The following is a 20801-nucleotide window of genomic DNA, read 5'->3' as shown; positions in this document are numbered from 1 at the left end:
CTAAATATTCAATTTTGTTGTCATCTATAAATAAATTTCTATTTTTTTCTATTTTTGAGCAAACAAAAACCACCCTTTATAAATAATATTTATAAAGGGTGGTTTTGAATTCGCTATGGCTTATCTTTTATTTTTTGCTTTATCCAATACAGCCATGGCAATATTAGATGAGTGATCTGCTATTCTCTCTAGATTGCTAATTATATCTAGAAAAATAACCCCTGAAGTAGGTACACATAATTGTTTGTTTAATCTTTCTATATGATTTGCTCTTAATGTTCTTTCCATGAAATCCACCTGTTCTTCTATCTCTACCACCTTCATAGCTAAACTGGCATCTAAGGTTTTCATAGCAGTTAAAGCATTGCTGTAGGCCTCCATGGTGGTTTCTGCAATTTCTTTTAACTCTTGTATAGCCGTATCAGAAAAGGATAATTGATTATCTATCTTATATTGGGCTAGCTCTGCAATGTTTTCTGCATGATCTCCTACCCTTTCAATATCATTGATAGTATTGAATAGACCATTAACAGTTTCTCGATTATCCTGAGAAACATTGGTATTGGACAAGCTTACTAAATAGGCCGACATCTCCCTTTCTAACTCGTTCACTACCTTCTCAAGCTTAAAGCTTTCATCTATTTTATTTTGATCGTTATTAACAAAGCCATCAAAGGCATTCTTAAAAGACTCCCTTGCTACTTTACCCATGTGTAGTGTTTCCCTAATGGCGCTGGCGGTAGCAATAGAGGGGGTATTTAAAATACGGTTGTCTATATATTTGACACCATGGGTTGTCTCTTCTTCTCCAGGCACAATTTTTTTAGCCATCTTTACAAGTATCCCCGAAAACGGTAACAGCATCAACGTAGTTGTTATGTTAAAGAAAGTATGGGCATTGGCTATTTGTCGTGGTACATGTACAGGATCTAAGTAAGTAATGAGCCTGTAGGTTGGTCCTTGAAGAAAAGCAATAAATATAACGGTTCCCACTAAATTAAAGAGGAAGTGGAAGGCAGCTGCCCTCTTTGCCGTATTGCTGGCTCCTATACTGGATAACATAGCAGTCACAGTTGTCCCCATATTAATCCCAAATAAAATAGGTAAACCAGAGGTTATAGGAATAAGTCCCTCTATAGCTAAGGCCAATAATATACCTGTAGAGGCACTACTACTTTGTACTGCTACGGTAATAATAAATCCTGCAAATATTCCTAAAAATTGATTCTCCCCAAAGCTGATCAGCATATGCCTAAAGGCCTCATACTCCCTTAAAGGTCTCAAGGCATCTCCCATAAACTTCAGTCCAATAAATAATATTCCAAAGCCTATAAAAGCCTCCGCCAATTGCTTTATCTTTCTATTTTTAGCAAATAACCATACAGCTACAGCAAGTCCAACAATAATAGGTGCATATTTTTCGATTTTAAAGGTGATGATTTGAGCTGTAATGGTAGTTCCAATATTTGCTCCCATAATAACACCAACAGCTTGGGTTAGCTTCATCATTCCAGCATTTACAAAACCTACCACCATAACAGTAGAAGCACTACTACTCTGTACAATAGCTGTAACAACTGCACCTACAACAACTGCCATAAACCGATTAGTTGTTAACAGGCCAATAATAGACTTCAACTTGTCTCCGGCAGCCTTTTGCAGTCCATTACTCATAACGTTCATTCCATATAAAAATAAACCTAAACCTCCCAGCACTCCAAACAGTATCTCCATCAATATCCTCCCTCTTCTTTGGTTAGAAAGCTCTTTTTTAATGTTATACACAATTATAAATATTATACTGTTTCTATAGCTAATGTGTTAACTTTGTGTTAAGTTTTTGTTAAGTTTATTATATGTAATTTTATGGAACTTAAATACCTTAGTTGTTTGCTATTATACCAAAGCCCCTCAATAATTACTATAAATCCTACAAAAAAGTAATCAAGAGGATAAAAATCTTCTTGATTGCTTTTTTACTGTGTATAAATGACCAACAGGAAAGTTATAAATCAAACTTTCCGTTGTCTACTTAATTATCCTATCTATTTTTCTATTGGGTAGAGGAAGACGGATCTATGTGTACAATCACATCCTTTACGTTTTCCACTTCTTTTTTAATGATGGATTCTACTTCCACCGCTACACAATGACCCCTATAAATATCCATTGTTGGATCTACCGCTACCCTCACATCTACAAATACCTTTGAACCATGTCTTCTTGTGCGAATATCGTTGATATATTCCACCTCTTTTTGTTGTAAAATCGATTTTTTTACTCCCTCTAAATCCTTTAAGTGAATAGATACATCAATTAATTGCTGAAAGCAATCCTTAAATATTTCTAACCCCACCTTCATTACAATAAAGGAAACAACTATCCCTGCTATAGGATCTAATATCGGAAAGCCTACACGACTTCCTACAATTCCAATAAATGCTGCTATGGATGATAGGGCGTCTGACCGATGATGCCATGCATCTGCTATAAGAGCACTGCTTTTCATCTCTTTACCTACTTTAAATGTAATTTGATACTGTACTTCCTTAACAGCAATGGAAAACAAAGCCGTATACAATGCAAATTTTCCAGGTATAATGCTGGTCCTATGGAGTATAGAAGACCCTGAAACAATACCTATCCTTAGACCTGTGTATAGTAACACTATTGCTAGAAGAAAAGTAACAATTGTCTCTACCTTTTCGTGACCGTATTGATGTTCATCGTCTCTTGGTTTTTTAGCTATACCTACTCCTATAATAACACCTAAGGAAGTAATAACATCGGAGGCAGAGTGGAGCCCATCTGCTAATAGGGCTTTGCTACCTGCAAAGTAGCCTCCTATCATTTTGGCTATTACTAAAAATAAATTCATAATGATAGTAATAACAATAACTCTATTAACTTTATTACTAAAAAAAGCTTCTTTTGGGTTTACCTTCATATTAATGCCTCCTAATGGTCACTTACTGTCATATAACCATTTTATTCTCAATTGAACAGTTTGTAAACCCTTATTTTTATTGATATTAAATATATAGTACCATTGATTTTTATTATCAATTAATAATAGTGTGGGTTTTAATTTTATGTTACGTTAAAGATAGATGTTGATATTGTATAAATAAAACTATGACAAGATATCGAGGGATTGTCACCCGGAACTGACAGAATTGAAGAATTCATAGAATATGAAAATCAACAATAGTGTTTAATAGATTCTAATTTTAAAGGATACTACTCCCAATATTTTACCAAACTGTAACAAATTCACTTTTCTATATTTTTCGCTAAGATTATAGCCCTTTCAGCAAGTACTGTTAGGGGATCAATTAAAGGAATATCTATATTCTTTTGTTTTATTACCAAACCCACCTCAGTACATCCAGCAATAATCATTTCAGCTCCCTCGTTTTGTAGGATTTTAACTACTTCTATAAGTCTATTTAGGGTTTCCCCAGAGGTATTACCGGCCTTTATTCCATTTTCTCCATAAATAGTATCCATCACTACTTCCTCCTGTAATTTTTTATCGGGTAAAATTACAGTTTTTCCCTGTAGGCTTTTTTGAAATAATTGAGCTTCAATGGTTCCAGTGGTGGCTAACAATCCTATTTTGTTGGCACTACAATAATTTTTATCAATATACCTATTGGTTTCTTCTAGTCCATCTATAATAGGAATAGAAATAGATTTTTGTATTTCTTCAATAAAAAAATGGGCTGTCATGCAGGGTATAATAACAAAATCAGCTCCAGCTTTTTGTAGGTTTTGTGCTGTAGCTATCATTTCTTTTATAGGACTAGCTCCATTACCCAATATTGCCTTTGTACGGTCTGGTATTTTTGAATTACTATCAATAATAACTCGAATATGGTCACTGTCGTTTTTCACTTGTGTAAGCTTGATAATTCTTCCAAATATATCGTAGGTGGCTTCTGGTCCCATGCCTCCTAGTATACCTATTATTTTTTCTCTCATTTATTTTAATCCTCCCTATTAAACCTTCATAATTTTATTATTGTTATTTCTCCAATTTTTTTGCATTTCCTTTCATAAATTTTTAAAATAAAATCTACCCTTTTTTTTTCTTTTATGGTATTCTAAATATAAACTTTTGACTATACTATATAGGGTATAGTTATTACATAGTATAAACCAATAAAAAACCAACAAAACTTATTAGAGGAGGTGAATTCCTAGTGAGTTATAGAGTATAACGAACTGGGAAAACTATGACATTTGAAAAAGTTAGAAGCATTATTGGAGAACAATTAGGTATCAGTGATGTAGAATCTATTACACCAGCTACTTCATTGGTAAATGATTTAAATGCTGACTCCTTAGATGCAGTGGAGATCATTATGGCAATAGAGGATGAGTTTGGTGTAGAAATACCTGATGAAGAAGCAGAAGGTTTTAAAAATATCGGCGATATCGTCGAATACGTTGAAAGCAACAAATAAGGTTTTGAAGAATAACCACTTGTAGAAAGTAACAGGTGGTTTTTTTATTGGGAAGATTTTATTCATTTTTTCAATGGTCAAGTTTCCAAATATGAGGGGTTTCATATGCTATAACAAAGAGAGAAAATTAAACACACAAATCTATAATATAGGAGGTTTTTCTGTGGAAACGAAAAAAGAAAATATGAAACACCCTTGGATGGAAGATTGCATGCCAAGACCCTATCACCCTACAATGCCAGGACATACACCAGCTATGCCTATGCCTACAATGCCAGGACATACGCCTGCTATGCCTATGATGCCTGATATGCCCATGATGCCTGGTATGCCCATGATGCCTAGTATGCCTATGATGCCTGGTATGCCTATGGAGGGTCATGACTATGAACATATGAAAAAGATGTATTATATGCACATGCATATGGCCTACATCCATAAAGCTGAAGCCTATAAACATAAAATGATGTACTATGAGCATCACCATGATCATACTGATTGTTAAAAAATCTAATCCTATTTAAAAGATAAAAACAGGTAATTACCTGTTTTTATCTTTTAATGCTATGTAATATTTACATCTTGAACAAAAACATTGACCCTAGACACTGGAATATCCGTCATAGACTCTACAGAGCTCTTTACCTTCTCCTGCACTTTTTTAATAACCTCTGGAATAACTATCCCATATGCTACAACAACAGAAAGGTTGATTATTACTTGAGTTTCTTCATTTTCAATTTTTATACCTTTTTTGTTACTGGTTTTTTTGCCGAAAAGTTCACTTATACTCCCTGGTAATCCACCCTTAATAGAGATAATCCCTTCTACCTCTTCCGCAGTATGACGGGCTATGGTCATAACAATATCACTAGCAATTTTTATTTTTCCTTTGTCACCTAAAATTTCCATTGAATCCTTTGACATTTTTCCACCTCTTATCTTTTAGATTCCACTCCAGTTTTCTTTTATGGTTAAATAATTTTCATAGGTATTGATATTTAAAAAACATATCATATCTTTAGAAAATCTTGTTACTTCTTCATCACATATGGTTTTTACTGAAACCTCAGGAAAAAAATTAATAATTTTATATTGCTCCTTATCTAATAATTTTTTTATGGGAGCTAAACATTTCTTTCCGTATATGGCGTGTAATGGTTGATAGTGTCCCTCCACAAAGGGAATCAGGATATCCTCTTCCTCCAATTGATGGATCATATAGGTAATAAGCTCAGAATTGATAAAGGGCATATCACAAGGAATAATAAAGGTATAAGGGTTTTGACTGGTTAATAGACCTGTATAAATCCCTACTAGAGAATTCTTTTGTGCGGTTTTTATAGTATCCTTTACAAATAGTATATCCCTTAACATAGGATATTCTTCAGGATTATTGGTAACTACAATAATTTCATCAAATAAGGGTCTGACTTTATCAATAATTTCTTCAATCATCGTTTTGTTTCCTAATTGCAACAGAGCCTTATTTCTTCCCATTCGAGTACTACCGCCTCCAGCAAGGATTACTACTGAAATTGATTTTTTTTTCATATTTATCATCACCCTTTACTTGAATTGCATCCCTTACATCCCTCTTTACAGGATTGGCTTTTTGGTTTTGAAACCTCATGAAAGTCTGCTGCCATATTGATATCCTGTGTTAAAAAAATAATATTTTCATCTTGGTTAAAGAATACGACATCACATTGTGAGTTTCTACAGATGAAATAATTATCCTTCTGCACCAGCCTTTGTAAATTTTCCTTTACTATAGGCCTCACTGCTAAGTAATAAATATACTTGGCTTCTTCCTTACATAGGGGACATTGTTGTGTAGCATTTATTTGTTTTTTAGAACAACCACAGGTTCCCATAGACCCACACCTTTCAAACCTATAATCCAATACCTTTGTTGTAATTTTTTGTTGGAATTTATTTAACTGATGGTAATTCTATTACAAACCTATAAAAATCCGGGTATTTTCCTGTATAATCAACATTTTTCATATCTTTGGAGCGATGAATTTTATGGTCTTCAATTAAATAGGTTGCTAATCCCAATTGTTTTGCCACCATATCCTCCTCTATATCATTGCCCACCATCATACATTCCCTTGGTTCTCTATTAATTTTACCCAAAATTTCTTCATAAAATTGAAGATGAGGTTTGCAAAAATGCATTTTTTCAAAACTTGTAATAAAGGTAAAGTCTTCTTTATTTAATCCAGCCCATGCAATTCTATGGAAAATAGCTTTCTCAGGAAACAATGGGTTAGTAGCTACCACCATCTCATACCCCTTTTCTTTTAATATATCTACTGCTTTTATTATATATTCGCTTTCCTGGGTAGCTTCCTTTACCTTCAAAAAATTATTAGTATAAAAATCATCAAACATAGGATTGAATAAATCCGCAGTATAGGGGATTTTGCTATAAAAATCTTCAAAAAAAGCATCGGCGTTGGTTTTATTGGCATCTATATTTTTAACCATATACTCCGTTGATTCCCATATGAGCTTTGTTAGTTCCTGTGGAGTGAAATAATCCTTGAATTTGACACTGATTTCTTGGAAGTATTTTTTAAGAAAATCCTCCATATTTAAGGGTAACAGGGTACCATCTAAATCAAATAATATTGTCTTTAACATAATTTTCTCCCTTCCAATTTTATTTATTTAAATTTACCATAATTGTCTCCTTTAGTGTGTTGCTTTTAGCCTGCTACTTATGATGAAGGGGAGATTAAGTACTCTATGTAATAACTTGAAGTGAAATTCAGTAAAAATAAAAACTCCCTTTAAATTAAGTCTCATTTTATTATATCTAATAAAGCGTTACAATACAATTTGACATTGTCCTTTTCTTTATTAAATGGTATATTAAATAAAATTGTAAATTTTATTATCACTTAAAGGAGGATATTTATGTGTGATAAAAACATCCCTTTTTCTCAAGCCTCCAACAAGGGTGAAGTCCTCCTATATGGCAAGTTTGCCTTTGTTGAAGGTATGAAACAGGCACTACCTATTGTCATTGGCTATTTACCTATTGCTATTTCCTTCGGGGTCATCTCAGCCCAAACAGGCTTATCTCTAGTTCATACTGTCCTAATGTCATTAATCGTCTATGCAGGTGCCAGTCAGTTTATGGCAGTCAACATGATGGCAATGGGGATTTTGGGATTAGAAATTGTTTTGGCAACCTTTATTCTAAATTTTAGACACTTTGTCATGAGTATGTCTTTAATGAACAAACTCCATCATCTGTCTCTAGTAGAGAAGGTTGTTTTATCCTTTGGTATCACAGACGAAACCTTTGCTATGGTTTCTATGGCATCCAAGGATGACAACATAAAACTAAGCTCTTATTTTATTGGTGGAATCATGTTAGCTTCCTACAGTTCTTGGGGTATAGGCACCTTCATAGGAGGACTTTTATCTATGGTAATTCCTCCTTCTATTGGAACCAGCATGTCCATCGGACTTTATGCTATGTTTATTGGTTTACTAATCCCCAGTGTAAGGGAAAATATAAAAATTGGAATAATTGCTGCTATCAGTGGTGGATTTTGTTACTTCTTTAGCTTAATTTTCACTTCTGGATGGGGGATTGTAATGGCTACTCTAGTCGGAGGCTTGGTCGGTAGTTTTTTTATGAAAGGTGAGTGAAGGTATGACTTTCTTCATTGTAATTTTAAGTATGGCTATAGTAACCTTTATTCCTAGATTGCTTCCGGCTTTTATTATGGATAAGTTAAATTTACCTCCTTGGGTTAACAAATGGCTAAAAACCATTCCTTATGCAGCTCTAGGTGCTTTAATTTTCCCAGGAGTTTTAACGGTGGAAGCTACTATGCCCATCATCGGTCTGATGGGGGGAGTTGTAGCTGTTGCTTTAGCCTTTTTAAAGTTTCATGTAATCTATGTGGTTTTTGGCTCTATTTTTACTGTTATATTAATGAAGGCTTTGTTGTTATAAATCAAGTAGCGGGGGTCAGAATTAAGATGAGGGGTAAATTCATCAAAAGCAAAATAATTCCCAGTTTTTGCTGGGAATTATAATAGCTTAATTAAACGAAATGCTGCAAAACAAGCTAAAAGAAAAACGACATTTTCTAACTTCCCTCCTGTTTTAATGGTTAAAGGAAATTTTATTCTCTTTTGATTAAAGGGATAAAGGAGCATCACTCCTGCCTTTGTAAACATATCTCCTAAAATATGAGAAATCATACTTACAGTAAACAATATACTGTAGTCCCTATAATCGTAATATGTACTAACACTCTTAACAAGGATAAAGGTAATAATCACGAATACAATAGAATGAGATAAACCCCTATGCTTACTGAAAAGTAATAAAATCAGTATAAGTCCTATTCCCATCAAGGGTGGTTGCTTATAGTAATAGGCAGCACCAAAAAAGCCTATGGCCACCATGGCCTGCACAAAATTCCTCAATAGATAATATCCTTTTTGAGCAAAATCCTTAGAAAACACAGCCCCCAAAAACAGAGTAAACAATATGCCTAGAAAAATAGGGGTTTCTCTTAAATATACCACTGTTAAGGTTGCCAAAATCAATAAAGTTCCCAACCAAATCCTTTGAATATGGTTGGCCTTTATTATACCAAATTTTCCTGCTAGAGAAGAGGTTCCCATATCTAAATCTGGCAACAAGGCTGCTATAATCACCACCAGTAGTGTCATAAAGTCCTTAGAACCTTCAAAATAAGAGGTTCCTACATAAGCTGCTGTAAACAATGCTGTCATCATACCCAAAGCTATATGGGTTCTCGCTAACATACCACTCCCCCTTTTATCTTAGATGTATTGCTAATATCCCCTCTTTTATAAATAAAAGTGGAGGACCAAGCACTACATACTACCATTATAGTGGGAACATATGTTTTTGGCAACTAACAATAGTTTCTTTAACCCTTTATGTAGTTAAGTCTACTAAACATAGAAAAAGCAGAGGTTCCTCTGCTTTTTCTATGTTTATAGAGCCATTGGTTTTAAGTTTTCATCAATAATTAATTCCGCTTCAGTGGCAGCTTGTATTTCTTCAATCGTTACACCTTCTGCAAGTTCCTTTAATACTAAACCTTTATCGGTTACTTCCATAACACCCATTTCTGTCACAATCAAGTCTACCTCAGCTACTGCCGTTAAGGGTAAAGTACACTCCTTTAAAATTTTATGTCTTCCCTTTGCAGTATGTTCCATTGCAATGATAACCTTTTTAGCCCCCACTACTAAGTCCATAGCTCCCCCCATACCAGGAACCATTTTTCCAGGAATCATCCAGTTGGCTAGATTACCCTTTTCGTCAACCTGTAGCGCTCCTAGTACAGTAGCATCCACATGGCCGCCCCTTATAATCATAAAAGAAGTGGCACTATCAAAAAAGCAAGCTCCCTTTTTAACAGTAATAGGCATTCCTCCTGCATTTACGATATCTTTATCTTCTTCACCTTCTTTTGGGGCTGGTCCCATACCTATGAAACCGTTTTCCGATTGTAAAATAACCTCTACTCCATCAGCAATATAATCTGCCACCATAGTAGGCATACCTATGCCAAGATTTACTATATCTCCGTCATTTAATTCTTTAGCAACTCTTCTCGCAATTCTCTCTCTGCTATCCATATTACTTTTCCCCCTTTACAATATAGTCTACGAAAATTCCAGAAGTTACAATATCATTAGGATTAATTTCTCCCACTTCTACAATTTCTTCCGCCTCTACAATGACTAAATCAGCAGCCGTAGCCATTAAAGGATTAAAGTTTCTGGCAGCCCCTCTATACCAAACATTACCTGTTTTGTCCACCTTACTTCCTAAAATTAAAGCAACATCTGCTTTAAGGGGTAATTCTAATAAATATTCCTTACCATCTACTGTAATTTTTTCCTTTCCTTCTTCTACAACAGTTCCAATACCTGTAGGTGTTAGGAAGCCTCCAAGTCCTCCTCCACCAGCTCTAATCCTCTCCGCCAATGTTCCTTGAGGAACTAGCGTAACATCAATTTCTCCAGCATTCATTTTTTGTCCAGTTACTGGATTGGTCCCTATATGAGAAGCGATTAACTTTTTCACCCTATCGTTTACGATTAATTTACCGATACCTGTTTCGGGTCTAGCTGTGTCTGTACAAATAACAAACAAGTCCTTTACTCCTTTTTCTATCAACCCATCTACAAGGGTTTCTGGAGTACCTATCCCCATGAATCCAGCAATCATTACTGTCATTCCATCTTTTATATGTTCCAATGCTTTTTCTAATTCTACTATTTTACTCATATCATTGCCTCCTTTATAATTAGTTGTTATTTAAAAATTGCAATATTTATGCCAACTTTCTTGTTCCTATAAATCAATCTTCACAAATGGCGTTTCTATTGCAATTACTTAAATCTATAAGAAATTCCTCCTACTATAAAAATATTTTTTTCTTTGCATAGATGTATTTTTGCATCAGTATTAGTTAGTAATAATATAATGGCGTTATACCTAGGGTTTATCGATGTTAAAACGCATCGTTTTGATGTGATATTTCATCGTATTTTATCCCATACTTCTTAATCTTCCGCACCAGTGTGGACTGATCTATACCTAGTTTTTTAGCGGCTTTTCTTGTGGACTTATGATTTTTTAAAGCCTCCTTGATAAGCTTACTTTCCAGCTTTTTAACAGCATCCTTTAATTGATCCTCTGCAGTAATATTATCATGATCATATTGTAGATTAAGAATTCCTTCTACATCAACCTTAATGATTAGGTCTTTATCAGTTACAACAACAAGACGTTCTATGATGTTTTGTAATTCCCTTACATTTCCATGCCATTTATAGTGGTAAAATATTTCTAGTGTCTCTTTAGAAAAGCTCTTGTGAAAATGATATTTTTTATTAAACAGTTTAGTAAAATAATGGACTAAAGGAATGATGTCCTCTTTTCTTTGTCGTAATGGTGGTATCCTAATGGGAACAACATTCAATCGATAATATAAATCCTCCCTAAATTTCCCTTCCCTTACCATTATTTCAAGTTCTCGATTGGTGGCAGCAATTATTCTTGCATCAACATCTATCTGTTTCGTACCTCCAATTCGTATAACTTCCTTTTCCTGTATCACCCTTAGTAGCTTTGCCTGTAAATGTATAGGAATCTCTGCAATTTCATCTAAAAATATAGTCCCCCTATGGGCCAACTCAAACATACCAGGCTTCCCTTCCTTTTTAGCTCCAGTAAAGGACCCCTCCTCATAGCCAAAAAGTTCACTTTCTAATAAATGCTCTGGAATAGCGGCACAGTTTATCTTAATATAGTCTCCTTTATAATTACTAGCATTGTGGATAAGTTTGGCGATAACATCTTTTCCTACCCCAGATTCCCCTAGTATTAAAATATTGGAATTTACCTTCGAAGCTTTTCTAGCCAGCTCCACCACCTTATCCATAGCTTCACTATGGAAAATAAAGTTTCCTTCCTCCTCTTGAAGCTTTGTTTTAGTGGCAATTGTTTCACTTTCTAGGTTATAGATGGCAGTTAAATCCCATACGTTGTTAACAATCATTTTAATCCTGTCATTTTTATCAAAAACAGGTACCCCTTTAGCCAAAAGTCTTTTGCCTGTTTTGACGGTATACATAACAGTAGCAGGGGTCTTTAGCTTCAATACCTGTAGGGTGGCAGATTGGGAAAAATATCCTTCCTCTACCAAATCCTTCATATTTTTTCCCATAAGCTCTTCACCCTTTAATCCTGCCATTTTTTCATAGGTTCTGTTCACCCTTAAAGTATTACCTTCACCATCAGTAATATAAATTCCATCACTAAGATTTTCTATAATTTCATTAAGCATTCTTACTTCTTTTTGTGTCTTATGTAGTGCTGCCTCCAGCTTCCTTGAATCCTTTACCATCATTATCACCTTTATACAACTTATTTCCTTTTATCATATCAAACATTTAAACATTTGTCTAAATTGTCAATTATTTTCTTCAAAAAATAAAACTTCCTATGCACTCTCTTAGCTGCATAGGAAGCTATAATTAGCAGGGGGGAAATTTACCTACTAATTATCATAAAGAATTATTCTTTAGAGATTGCCACCTCATCAAGAATTTGGTTTAACTCAAATTCATCTCGACTCTTTTTGTATTCAGAGTCCATTTCTAAAATCCTAAAGGGATATTCATATTCCTGCATCAATTTTAAGAAGGGCTCTGGTTCAAAGTACTCAGGGCAGTGAACACCTTTACCCTGCCATATTTCTTTTGCAACCAATTCAGTAGCAATGCAAGCTCCAAAAGCCGTCTGAGTTACTACTACCTGACATCCTACTCGTTCCATTGCGTCTTTATGATCTAGATATTGATACATAAAAATCTCTCGTTTTTTCCCATCCTTCTTACCTTTTACATGAATTCCAACACACATTTTCCCTTCCATTTTATCCCTGAGTTCAGCAGGGCTAGGAGCGATGGAAGCTACTACATCCCTTGGTGAAACCTCCACTCCATCTACTATATACTTTTCTTTTTTATCCATTCCTAATCCTCGAATTACCTTTAGTGCTTGAATCATTTCATCTCCCAAGCCTATTTTAAAGCTAACCTTTTTTAAACCTTTATCAATATACTTAGGTATAAATACTACTTCCTCATGTTCACAATTGATCAATTTTTGAGGGCCTATTCCCTCTGGAAAATCAAAGGTTTCTATGCCTGAGAAAGGTTCTACTGTATACCAACCTTTATCTCGTTCCCATACTACTGGAGGATTCAGCACTTCATCAATAACTGTCCAAATAGAAAAACCAAAGGCTATATCTAAATCCTTCACTGTAATATTATTTCCATCCTTTACCCCTATTTCCTCTAGTTCATCAAAAATATGCTTGGCTGCAAATTTGGCAAATACATCGGCTACTCCAGGATCAATCCCTGCTCCTAGGATAGCTAAAAGATTTTTTTCTTCCCATTCCTTAGCTTTTTTAAAGCTATAATCTCCCATCCATTCAATATACCCCTTTGTTGAACTCTCCGCGGGGTAGGGATTAGAATAGAGACCCATATCTAAATATTTTACTCCAGCTTCAAAGGCTGCATCAAAAATATTATTGTTAAGATATGGTGGTGATCCATTTAAAACAAAATCAACCTCATGTTTTTTAATCATATTAATAATTTCCTCTTTATCTGATGCGTCTAAAAATTCTGCAGGAAATCTTTTAGAATTTTGTAATTCTTCTGATATGCTTTTTGCCTTTTCAAAATCGTAATCAGCTAAAACCATTTTTTCTAACCATTTACCTTCAGTATCTCTCTTGCTTAGGATTTTGACAATCGCTTCCCCAACTGCTCCTACACCAACTAATAATGCTTTCATTGATAACCCTCCTAGTTTTTTCTAGTTTTTAAAAGAACTTTTTTATTATTGTTTTTTCCTCTATCTACTAGGATTGTCATGTAAATACTGATTTATCGAATATTTCACCTCCCTGGGGATATTTTGTATAAAAAATGGTTTTTAGCGATAACTTTTAATGGCATCTAAATTTTAAGGGATTGTATTCTAAAGTAATTTGAATTTACAATGAAAAACATAGCCATTTACAAAAGAAATAATAAACTATCTAATCTAAAATCAAATTAATTTTTCAACCTGCAGGTTTGCATTTTGAAAACTGCATACCTGCAGATTTCCTTAGGCTAAAATTATGTTAATAATGTTTTAGGGAATGATACCCCAGCTTGGTGAAAATGGCTCTATATGGGAATCATAAATATATCGAGTAATTAATTTTCCATCTCTTCCATCGACATCATAAATATAAATACTCCATGTGTTTTCAATTACTCGCGTATCTGCATCAAAGGCTAGATATTTACCGCAGGGTGAAAAACTAACTCCTATAGGCTGGACATCCTCCTCCCAGAACAACAATTCATCTTTATTTTCCTCTGGATAAACTAGGTATAGACCCATTGTTGACATATCTTCTTCCGTTATGCCCATACCTGCACTTATGGCTAACAGATCATCTCTAGGCGAAATGGCAATGTCATACACATACTCTTCTTCCGTCGTCCATACTTGCTCTAGGACTCCTTCATCTAAATCATACTTAAAGACCCCATAATCTTCTTCACCTTCAGGTAGGGCGATAAAATAAAGAATGTTTTTATTAGGATGGAGCTTTGCAGTCTCTACAACCTCACGATCAATTGGCAGCTCTGCTAAATCAAGAAATATACCGCTTTCCATTGTATCAACATCTACGTAATAAATGTTGGCCAACCAATCTTCATCATAGGCAGTATAAATAACTTTTGTACCATCATGATTCCATGATGCTGGGTAGTAGTAGTAATCGCCTGCCGCTTCCAGTTCAATCAATTCGCCAGTATCCATATCCCCCAAAAGCATCATCTCCCAGGGCTCTATAAACTCGTGATAATCAGCATTAACAACAAAACGTGTACCATCAGGGGATAAAACAGGATAATCATAGTAGCCTTTTCCTGAAGAAACTATTCTCCTTAAAAAATCTCCTTCTGGACTAATCGTAACGATGGTAGGTCCTGTAGAGCATAGTATTTGTTCATCGAATCCATCATTGCCTACAAACTCCAGTGGCGGTTGAATTGTAGGAACCACCCATTCATCAGCAAAATGTGCAAATCCTTTTTTCCTATCGACATCTTCATCGTCATCTCTATCGACGACTTCCTCTTGAGATTCTTCTGATGGTGCTGTAGTATCTCCTGTACCTCCTCCACAGCCTGTTAAAACCAATAGAGCTACTATTAACATAAGAGCTAATAATATTTTTGCAAACTGTCCAGGTTTCCAATGATTCATTTTAACGCCTCCTTTTAAAATAATATTTTTTGGGCATTCTTGTAAGCTATCTAATTACAATTGCAAAAACTATGCCAACAATATAATCAGTAAATCCTATATGTTTGGCACGTTTTTTGCATTTTCATAATATTAAGAATTTTTTATTTATTTTCTTGTTCAACATAATATTCTTTTCTATTTACCTAAATCTGTTTAATCTTTTTAAAATTAATATATTAATTATATGAAAGGAGGGTTAAGGAGTTTAATACAATGACTTTTGTCAAACAAACTAAGGCTCTGTTAAATACCAGTGTTGATTTTAAGTGAATTCTAGGGAAAGCGCTTCATCCCTTCCCTATAGAACATAAGGTGTATACTGCAATAGAAAATATCAACATTTATCTTTAACAGAGTCTAAATAAAAGGGGGAATGTAATTTTGGGTGATGTTATTTTATTTGAAGGCTATGCAAACATTATATTGATTTTTTTAGTTGTCTATATTATTGGAATTGTCCTTGTGGGGATATATTACTCTAAAAAAATTAATGATTCTGATGATCATGCTTTAGCTGGTAGAGGCTTAACCTTTCCCTATTTGGTAGCGTCAGTTACTGCTACTTGGATATGTGCTGGGGCTTTAATGGGTGCAACAGGCGCCGCCTATCTTTATGGTATGCAGGGGGTTATTTTTGATCCATGGTCACCTTTTTTAACGCTACTTATCATTGGATTTTTCTTGGCCTATCGATTGCGAAGAGCCCAGTATACCACTATGGTTGATTTCTTTGAATCAAGATTAGGAAGAAAAATGGCAGTTATCTATATGATTATGCAGTTAATCGCAGGCTTCAGCTGGATAGCAGGACAATTAGTTGCTCTAGGCATTATTATCTTCATGACAACCGGATTCTCCCTTCAGGTTTCCATTGTCATCGCCACCATTGCCATCATCATGGTAACCTATGCTGGTGGTCTATGGGCACTGTCTCGGCTAGATGCCTTTGCTCTAATACTGATTATCGCTGGTCTACTGGTGTTATTCCCCGCTGTTATAAATGGCGTTGGGGGATGGAGTAACTTTGTAGAAACAGCAACCGTCTACGATGATCTTCCAGCCTTTGCAATGACCCCCGTATCAGGAGAAAGAGGATTTTTATGGTATACCGGTCCTTTTGGGATTTTATTGTATCTTGGTGCTTGGCTTGGTGTGGGCTTGGGGGATACCAACTGTACTACATTGACCCAAAGGATTTTAGCTGCTAAGGATGAAAAAACCGCTACCTATGGCTTCTTAACAAGTGGTGTTTTATATTTGTTTTTAGGTTTAATTCCTGCTACGATTGGTATCGCCCTATACACTTGGGGGATAAGGGTAAGACCAGATAATGCCGAATACCTATTGCTATGGGCAACAAGTCACTTCCTGCCAAGCTGGGGGGGCGTACTGTTTGTTCTAGCAATGGCTGCAGTTATCGTTAGTACATGTGGTGAAAATATTCTAGTGGATGCTACTTTGATGGGTCATAATATCTATCGGTACTTTAAACCCAATGCTACTAAGAAAGATACTTTAAAGGCAATTAGAATCTCCGTCCCTATCGTAGGTCTAGGAGCCATGGCTATTGGTCTGTTTTTCGGTACAGTTTACAAGCTCATTGTTTTTGCTGGAGCAGTATTATTGCCTACTGTAACGGTAGCATACTTTGGGGGGTTGTTCTGGAAGAAGGCAAATCATACTGGATCAGTTTGGTCCTTTATTACAGGTACAATATCTTGGATCCTATTTTTTCTTTACGCTTTTCCCCATACAAAAGTGGCAAATACTGGTATGCTTGTAAAGGGTGAGCCCTGGATGGAGGAGGCTATTTGGGATGCCCTCTACATTGCTGTTATACCTGCTTTTATCGTTAGTGCTGTTACATTAGTTGTAGTCTCTCTATTAACAGCTAAATCCGATCCACCTAAACCAATTGTAGATGCTGATGGCAACAGTATGGAAAATACACCTCTGTTTTATTGGTCAAAAAATGCAAAGAAATACTTGGCAAAAAATGATTAACGAGTTATATATATCTATATACTTATAGTATGATCACTCTAAATATCAATATAAAAACCACCTAAATTTAGGTGGTTTTTATATTGATATTTAGAGATTTATTCAGCTGTAACGACTTTTAATAAGGGTTCTTTTATCTTATCTCTTTCTATTGTCTGTAAATATTCTGATTCCATTTCCATCAAGCCCCCTATAAAGTCATAGGCCTCCATTCTTTCTACGAAAGGATCGGGATCAAAGGCTTCTGGTGACTCTACTCCTGCTCCAGACCAAATTCCTTTTGCTAATAATTCCAGCATAATAACTGTAGGATAAGCGGTTTGTGTCACAACTGCCTGTGACCCTATTCTTTTCATGACTTCCTGGTTATCAGTAGCCTGATATAGGTATACTTGTCGTTCTAATCCATCCTTTTTACCTTTTATCCATGTTCCTACACAGGTTTTACCCGTCATTTTTTCTCCTAGGGTGGCAGGATTAGGAGCTGCCTTTGCTACAAAACTTCTTGGAGATATTTTCTCCCCTCCTACTTCTATCTCTATATCTTTTCTATCAAGGTTTAGTGCTTGTAAATATTTTAGTGCCTGTATAAAATCTCTGCCGAGTCCATATTTAAAGGTTACTTTCTTAAGTCCTTTATCTATGTATCTAGGTATAAGGGATACCTCTTCATGTTCAACATTTACTATCTCAACATCTCCAATTCCTTCTGGAAAATGAAATATTTCCGGTTCAAAGAATGGTTCTACTGCATACCAGCCCTTTTCCCTTTCCCAGATTAATGGGGGATTTAAACACTCTTCAATAGTTGTCCAGATGGAAAATCCAAAGGAAACCGAATGTCCCTCAGTTTCTAAATTACCGCCATCCCTAACACCAATTTCTTCTATTTCATCAAATAAATGCTTTTCAGCATATCGAGCAAATACATCTGACATTCCTGGATCTGCTCCACTTCCAACAAGGGCCAGTTTGCCTTTGTTTTTCCACTCTTCTCCTTTAGCAAATTGATAGTCCCCAAGCTTAATATAGGATTGATTATAGGGGTCTGTCGGATGTTGTATTGATAAGGTCATAGCCATGTCTACATAATTGCAGTCACACTCTAATGCAGCATCAAAAATACTTTCATTTAGTGTAGGATCACAGCAATTCATAATTACATCTATATCATATTTCTTTGCTAGAGATTTTATAGCCTCCTTATTTGTAGCATCCAAATATTCTACAGGATATCTTTCTGCATCATTAAGTTTTGAAGCTAATTCATTTGCTTTTTCAATATTCAAATTAGCTAAAACCATTTTTGTCATCCACTCTGCATTTGGATCATATTTTTTCGTAATCTTAGCAATTGCTTCTCCGACACCACCTGTGCCTATTAAGAGAATCTTCATATTTTCCCCTCCAAAATATTATTATTTTATTCCCTTTATTTATAGAGCAAATACTATGCCAAAATTCCTTTAATTTGTTTGTGAAATTTATTTATTTCATTAAGGTATTGTAATATCAAGGGATAAAAGAATAGTAACTTTGAAGAAACACAAGAGTTTTATTCCATTTATTGACATACCGTGTATTTAATGATTATAATAATAATAGGCTTTCTTAAATAATTTCAATAACAAAGCCTAGTAATATAATGATTTCATAACCTAAAAAGTGCATCGTTGCAGTTTTTTTCTGCATATATGCAGGACCCATACTTAAAAAAATTAATCAGAAATCAAAAGAGGGAGGGTGTATATTACACATTTATTTTTTTAATAATATTTACTGAATATTTAAAAAATTGGCTAAGGAGTGGAATTATGTCAATTTCTTCGGCAGAATACATTCATCAAGAAAAACTCTTGTTGGAGCAAATGTTTAATTTTATGCCGATCCATGTTTTTTTAATCGATGATAAAAGAAATATTCATTTCTGCAATCACTATTTTCAAAGGTGTTTTTGTAAAGAAAAAAAGTTCTGTCCAAAAGGACTTATGGGTTTTCAAGCTATTAACTGTACCGCAACAAAAACAATCTTAAATCAAATCACTGCAACAAAAAAAGGAGATTTCTGTTTAATTCAAGGACAGAAATATTTAATTAAAGTTCAGTCTCTAGAAGGACGTATTCCTTTAAACATGTATATTTTACAAGAAACCTCACAACTAGAAAATCAATTGTTAAAAAACAGTAATTTATCTCAATCATCCCATCATTCTTCATTTCAATATCCTCAGTTTAAATCTCAATCTCCACACTGTAGTTCTTCTCCACCGATAAATTCTTCAATGAAGACAAAATCCGAAAAAGTTCAATCAATTATCAAACTAGCCCAAAGGGTTGCAAAATCAGATATTAAAATCCTGATCCAAGGAGAAACAGGGGTTGGTAAAGAAGTCTTAGCTAGACTAATTTATGAAAACAGCGATCGTAATAAAAAGCCTTTTGTCAAGGTAAACTGTGGAGCAATCACAGAAAGTTTATTGGAGTCGGAGTTATTTGGCTACGAAAATGGAGCTTTTACAGGAGCAAAAAAACAGGGTAAAAAGGGATTATTTGAACAAGCCAATAAAGGCACGCTTTTCTTGGACGAAATTGGAGAACTTCCAATGCAATTGCAGGTAAAGCTCCTAAGAGTCCTCCAAGAAAATGAAATTGTGAGGGTAGGAGGAGAAAATGTCATCAAGGTTGATGTTAGAATTATAGCCGCTACAAATAGAAATTTAAAAGAGGAAGTAGATAAAGGACGATTCCGGATGGATCTGTTCTATCGCTTGAATGTTGTTCCCATCATTATTCCTCCTCTAAGAGATAGGAAGGAGGATATCAAATATTTAACCTCCATTTTTACTAAAAAGTATAATTCAAAATATGAAGAAAATAAACAAATTACTAATGAAGCTATGAATATGCTATTGGACTATCATTGGCCTGGAAACGTGAGGGAATTGGAAAATTTTATCGAGCGTTGTATTATAACAACCCAGAACAATGAAATAAAAGTCCAGCATGTTATTAAATATTTCAATGAAATGGGTCAAAATTTCAATTCTCTATATGAAGAAAATACCTTAAAAAAGCCCTTGAAGGATTCTCTTGAAGATTTAGAAAAAACTATCTTAATGCAAGCAATAGAAAAATATGATAGCTTATTAGAAATGTCCCAAATTCTAAAAATTGATCCTACTACTGTTTCTAGAAAGCTAAAAAAGTATGGTATTGTTTACTAATATTCTATGAAATAGGTGTCTTACATTTATAGGATATCTACTCCATTTGTATTCTATAGTTAGTTTTAATAACTATATTTATCTCCTTAGAAAAACCCCTCTTTATATGATATAAAGAGGGGTTTTTAATAAAAAGAATATATTATCTATGTTATAAATTTATTATAATCCAGTTTTTTCTTGCAT

At 34.6% G+C, this 20801-nt stretch carries 20 protein-coding genes; 6 read left to right on the top strand and 14 right to left on the bottom strand.

Going from position 1 to position 20801, the window contains the following annotated elements:
• Positions 1–120 precede the first annotated feature (120 nt).
• From BLS22_RS02900 to cuyB, 3 genes are all read right to left on the bottom strand, one after another.
• Positions 121–1734, bottom strand: a complete 1614-nt coding sequence (locus BLS22_RS02900; protein ID WP_090550073.1) for a Na/Pi cotransporter family protein — start codon at positions 1732–1734, stop codon at positions 121–123.
• A 319-nt stretch (positions 1735–2053) separates the two neighbouring features.
• Complete coding sequence (locus tag BLS22_RS02895; protein ID WP_090550071.1) at positions 2054–2947, bottom strand: cation diffusion facilitator family transporter; 894 nt, start codon at positions 2945–2947, stop codon at positions 2054–2056.
• Between the two features lie 326 nt (positions 2948–3273).
• Positions 3274–3984 carry a cysteate racemase gene (gene cuyB, locus BLS22_RS02890; protein ID WP_090550068.1) on the bottom strand — a complete coding sequence of 237 codons (711 nt, stop codon included), beginning with the start codon at positions 3982–3984 and terminating at the stop codon, positions 3274–3276.
• 254 nt (positions 3985–4238) lie between these two features.
• Here cuyB and acpP point away from each other — a divergent pair, with 254 nt between their 5' ends.
• Entirely contained in the window at positions 4239–4469 is a 231-nt protein-coding gene (gene acpP / locus BLS22_RS02885) for an acyl carrier protein (protein ID WP_090550067.1), read from the top strand.
• A 163-nt stretch (positions 4470–4632) separates the two neighbouring features.
• Positions 4633–4974, top strand: coding sequence for a hypothetical protein (locus BLS22_RS02880; RefSeq protein ID WP_143011236.1), 342 nt, complete (start codon positions 4633–4635; stop codon positions 4972–4974).
• 59 nt (positions 4975–5033) lie between these two features.
• On the opposite strand, the gene BLS22_RS02875 is transcribed toward BLS22_RS02880, so the two are convergent.
• From BLS22_RS02875 to BLS22_RS02860, 4 genes are read right to left on the bottom strand one after another with little or no spacing between them, the layout of a single operon-like run.
• Positions 5034–5396 (bottom strand): Asp23/Gls24 family envelope stress response protein, encoded by a 363-nt coding sequence (locus BLS22_RS02875; protein ID WP_244269440.1) that lies wholly within the window; start codon positions 5394–5396, stop codon positions 5034–5036.
• An 18-nt stretch (positions 5397–5414) separates the two neighbouring features.
• The gene (locus BLS22_RS02870) at positions 5415–6023 is read right to left on the bottom strand and encodes a molybdenum cofactor guanylyltransferase (protein WP_090550060.1); all 609 of its coding nucleotides are present in this window, start codon (positions 6021–6023) and stop codon (positions 5415–5417) included.
• 8 nt (positions 6024–6031) lie between these two features.
• A complete protein-coding gene (locus tag BLS22_RS02865; protein ID WP_090550057.1) occupies positions 6032–6346 on the bottom strand; it encodes a hypothetical protein in 315 nt (104 codons plus the stop codon).
• A 58-nt stretch (positions 6347–6404) separates the two neighbouring features.
• Complete coding sequence (locus BLS22_RS02860) at positions 6405–7121, bottom strand: HAD family hydrolase (protein WP_090550053.1); 717 nt, start codon at positions 7119–7121, stop codon at positions 6405–6407.
• A 276-nt stretch (positions 7122–7397) separates the two neighbouring features.
• On the opposite strand from BLS22_RS02860, the gene BLS22_RS02855 reads away from it, so the two are divergent.
• Positions 7398–8141, top strand: a complete 744-nt coding sequence (locus BLS22_RS02855; RefSeq protein WP_090550051.1) for an AzlC family ABC transporter permease — start codon at positions 7398–7400, stop codon at positions 8139–8141.
• Positions 8142–8145: 4 nt separating this feature from the next.
• The gene (locus BLS22_RS02850) at positions 8146–8451 is read left to right on the top strand and encodes an AzlD domain-containing protein (RefSeq protein ID WP_090550048.1); all 306 of its coding nucleotides are present in this window, start codon (positions 8146–8148) and stop codon (positions 8449–8451) included.
• A gap of 77 nt (positions 8452–8528) precedes the next feature.
• Here BLS22_RS02850 and BLS22_RS02845 read toward each other — a convergent pair whose 3' ends face one another.
• From BLS22_RS02845 to BLS22_RS02820, 6 genes are all read right to left on the bottom strand, one after another.
• A complete protein-coding gene (locus BLS22_RS02845; RefSeq protein WP_090550045.1) occupies positions 8529–9275 on the bottom strand; it encodes a metal-dependent hydrolase in 747 nt (248 codons plus the stop codon).
• Between the two features lie 195 nt (positions 9276–9470).
• Entirely contained in the window at positions 9471–10121 is a 651-nt protein-coding gene (locus BLS22_RS02840) for a 3-oxoacid CoA-transferase subunit B (RefSeq protein WP_090550043.1), read from the bottom strand.
• Between the two features lies 1 nt (position 10122).
• Entirely contained in the window at positions 10123–10776 is a 654-nt protein-coding gene (gene atoD / locus BLS22_RS02835) for an acetate CoA-transferase subunit alpha (protein ID WP_090550039.1), read from the bottom strand.
• A 226-nt stretch (positions 10777–11002) separates the two neighbouring features.
• Entirely contained in the window at positions 11003–12400 is a 1398-nt protein-coding gene (locus tag BLS22_RS02830; RefSeq protein ID WP_244269439.1) for a sigma-54 interaction domain-containing protein, read from the bottom strand.
• A gap of 170 nt (positions 12401–12570) precedes the next feature.
• Positions 12571–13869: a saccharopine dehydrogenase family protein gene (locus BLS22_RS02825; RefSeq protein ID WP_090550036.1), complete on the bottom strand. Its 1299-nt coding sequence runs from the start codon at positions 13867–13869 to the stop codon at positions 12571–12573.
• Between the two features lie 345 nt (positions 13870–14214).
• Positions 14215–15345, bottom strand: coding sequence for a TolB family protein (locus BLS22_RS02820; RefSeq protein ID WP_090550032.1), 1131 nt, complete (start codon positions 15343–15345; stop codon positions 14215–14217).
• A gap of 423 nt (positions 15346–15768) precedes the next feature.
• Here BLS22_RS02820 and BLS22_RS02815 point away from each other — a divergent pair, with 423 nt between their 5' ends.
• A complete protein-coding gene (locus tag BLS22_RS02815; protein ID WP_176762024.1) occupies positions 15769–17391 on the top strand; it encodes a sodium:solute symporter family transporter in 1623 nt (540 codons plus the stop codon).
• 98 nt (positions 17392–17489) lie between these two features.
• Here the strand turns inward: BLS22_RS02815 and BLS22_RS02810 are convergent, their stop codons facing one another.
• Positions 17490–18788, bottom strand: coding sequence for a saccharopine dehydrogenase family protein (locus BLS22_RS02810; RefSeq protein ID WP_090550023.1), 1299 nt, complete (start codon positions 18786–18788; stop codon positions 17490–17492).
• Positions 18789–19205: 417 nt separating this feature from the next.
• Between BLS22_RS02810 and BLS22_RS02805 the strand changes: the two genes are divergently transcribed.
• The gene (locus BLS22_RS02805; RefSeq protein ID WP_176762023.1) at positions 19206–20615 is read left to right on the top strand and encodes a sigma-54 interaction domain-containing protein; all 1410 of its coding nucleotides are present in this window, start codon (positions 19206–19208) and stop codon (positions 20613–20615) included.
• Positions 20616–20801 lie beyond the last annotated feature (186 nt).

The organism is Natronincola ferrireducens (genome assembly GCF_900100845.1).
GTDB classification, from domain to species: Bacteria; Bacillota; Clostridia; order Peptostreptococcales; family Natronincolaceae; genus Natronincola_B; species Natronincola_B ferrireducens.
This window is presented reverse-complemented; position numbering and strand designations above follow the sequence as displayed.

Excerpts from the sequence above, each read along its gene's own strand:
- BLS22_RS02900 (WP_090550073.1), bottom strand. The coding sequence starts at position 1,734 with ATGGAGATACTGTTTGGAGTGCTGGGAGGTTTAGGTTTATTTTTATAT.
- BLS22_RS02895 (WP_090550071.1), bottom strand. The coding sequence starts at position 2,947 with ATGAAGGTAAACCCAAAAGAAGCTTTTTTTAGTAATAAAGTTAATAGA.
- cuyB (WP_090550068.1), bottom strand. The coding sequence starts at position 3,984 with ATGAGAGAAAAAATAATAGGTATACTAGGAGGCATGGGACCAGAAGCC.
- acpP (WP_090550067.1), top strand. The coding sequence starts at position 4,239 with ATGACATTTGAAAAAGTTAGAAGCATTATTGGAGAACAATTAGGTATC.
- BLS22_RS02875 (WP_244269440.1), bottom strand. The coding sequence starts at position 5,396 with ATGTCAAAGGATTCAATGGAAATTTTAGGTGACAAAGGAAAAATAAAA.
- BLS22_RS02870 (WP_090550060.1), bottom strand. The coding sequence starts at position 6,023 with ATGAAAAAAAAATCAATTTCAGTAGTAATCCTTGCTGGAGGCGGTAGT.
- BLS22_RS02865 (WP_090550057.1), bottom strand. The coding sequence starts at position 6,346 with ATGGGAACCTGTGGTTGTTCTAAAAAACAAATAAATGCTACACAACAA.
- BLS22_RS02860 (WP_090550053.1), bottom strand. The coding sequence starts at position 7,121 with ATGTTAAAGACAATATTATTTGATTTAGATGGTACCCTGTTACCCTTA.
- BLS22_RS02855 (WP_090550051.1), top strand. The coding sequence starts at position 7,398 with ATGTGTGATAAAAACATCCCTTTTTCTCAAGCCTCCAACAAGGGTGAA.
- BLS22_RS02850 (WP_090550048.1), top strand. The coding sequence starts at position 8,146 with ATGACTTTCTTCATTGTAATTTTAAGTATGGCTATAGTAACCTTTATT.
- BLS22_RS02845 (WP_090550045.1), bottom strand. The coding sequence starts at position 9,275 with ATGTTAGCGAGAACCCATATAGCTTTGGGTATGATGACAGCATTGTTT.
- BLS22_RS02840 (WP_090550043.1), bottom strand. The coding sequence starts at position 10,121 with ATGGATAGCAGAGAGAGAATTGCGAGAAGAGTTGCTAAAGAATTAAAT.
- atoD (WP_090550039.1), bottom strand. The coding sequence starts at position 10,776 with ATGAGTAAAATAGTAGAATTAGAAAAAGCATTGGAACATATAAAAGAT.
- BLS22_RS02830 (WP_244269439.1), bottom strand. The coding sequence starts at position 12,400 with ATGGTAAAGGATTCAAGGAAGCTGGAGGCAGCACTACATAAGACACAA.
- BLS22_RS02825 (WP_090550036.1), bottom strand. The coding sequence starts at position 13,869 with ATGAAAGCATTATTAGTTGGTGTAGGAGCAGTTGGGGAAGCGATTGTC.
- BLS22_RS02820 (WP_090550032.1), bottom strand. The coding sequence starts at position 15,345 with ATGAATCATTGGAAACCTGGACAGTTTGCAAAAATATTATTAGCTCTT.
- BLS22_RS02810 (WP_090550023.1), bottom strand. The coding sequence starts at position 18,788 with ATGAAGATTCTCTTAATAGGCACAGGTGGTGTCGGAGAAGCAATTGCT.
- BLS22_RS02805 (WP_176762023.1), top strand. The coding sequence starts at position 19,206 with ATGTCAATTTCTTCGGCAGAATACATTCATCAAGAAAAACTCTTGTTG.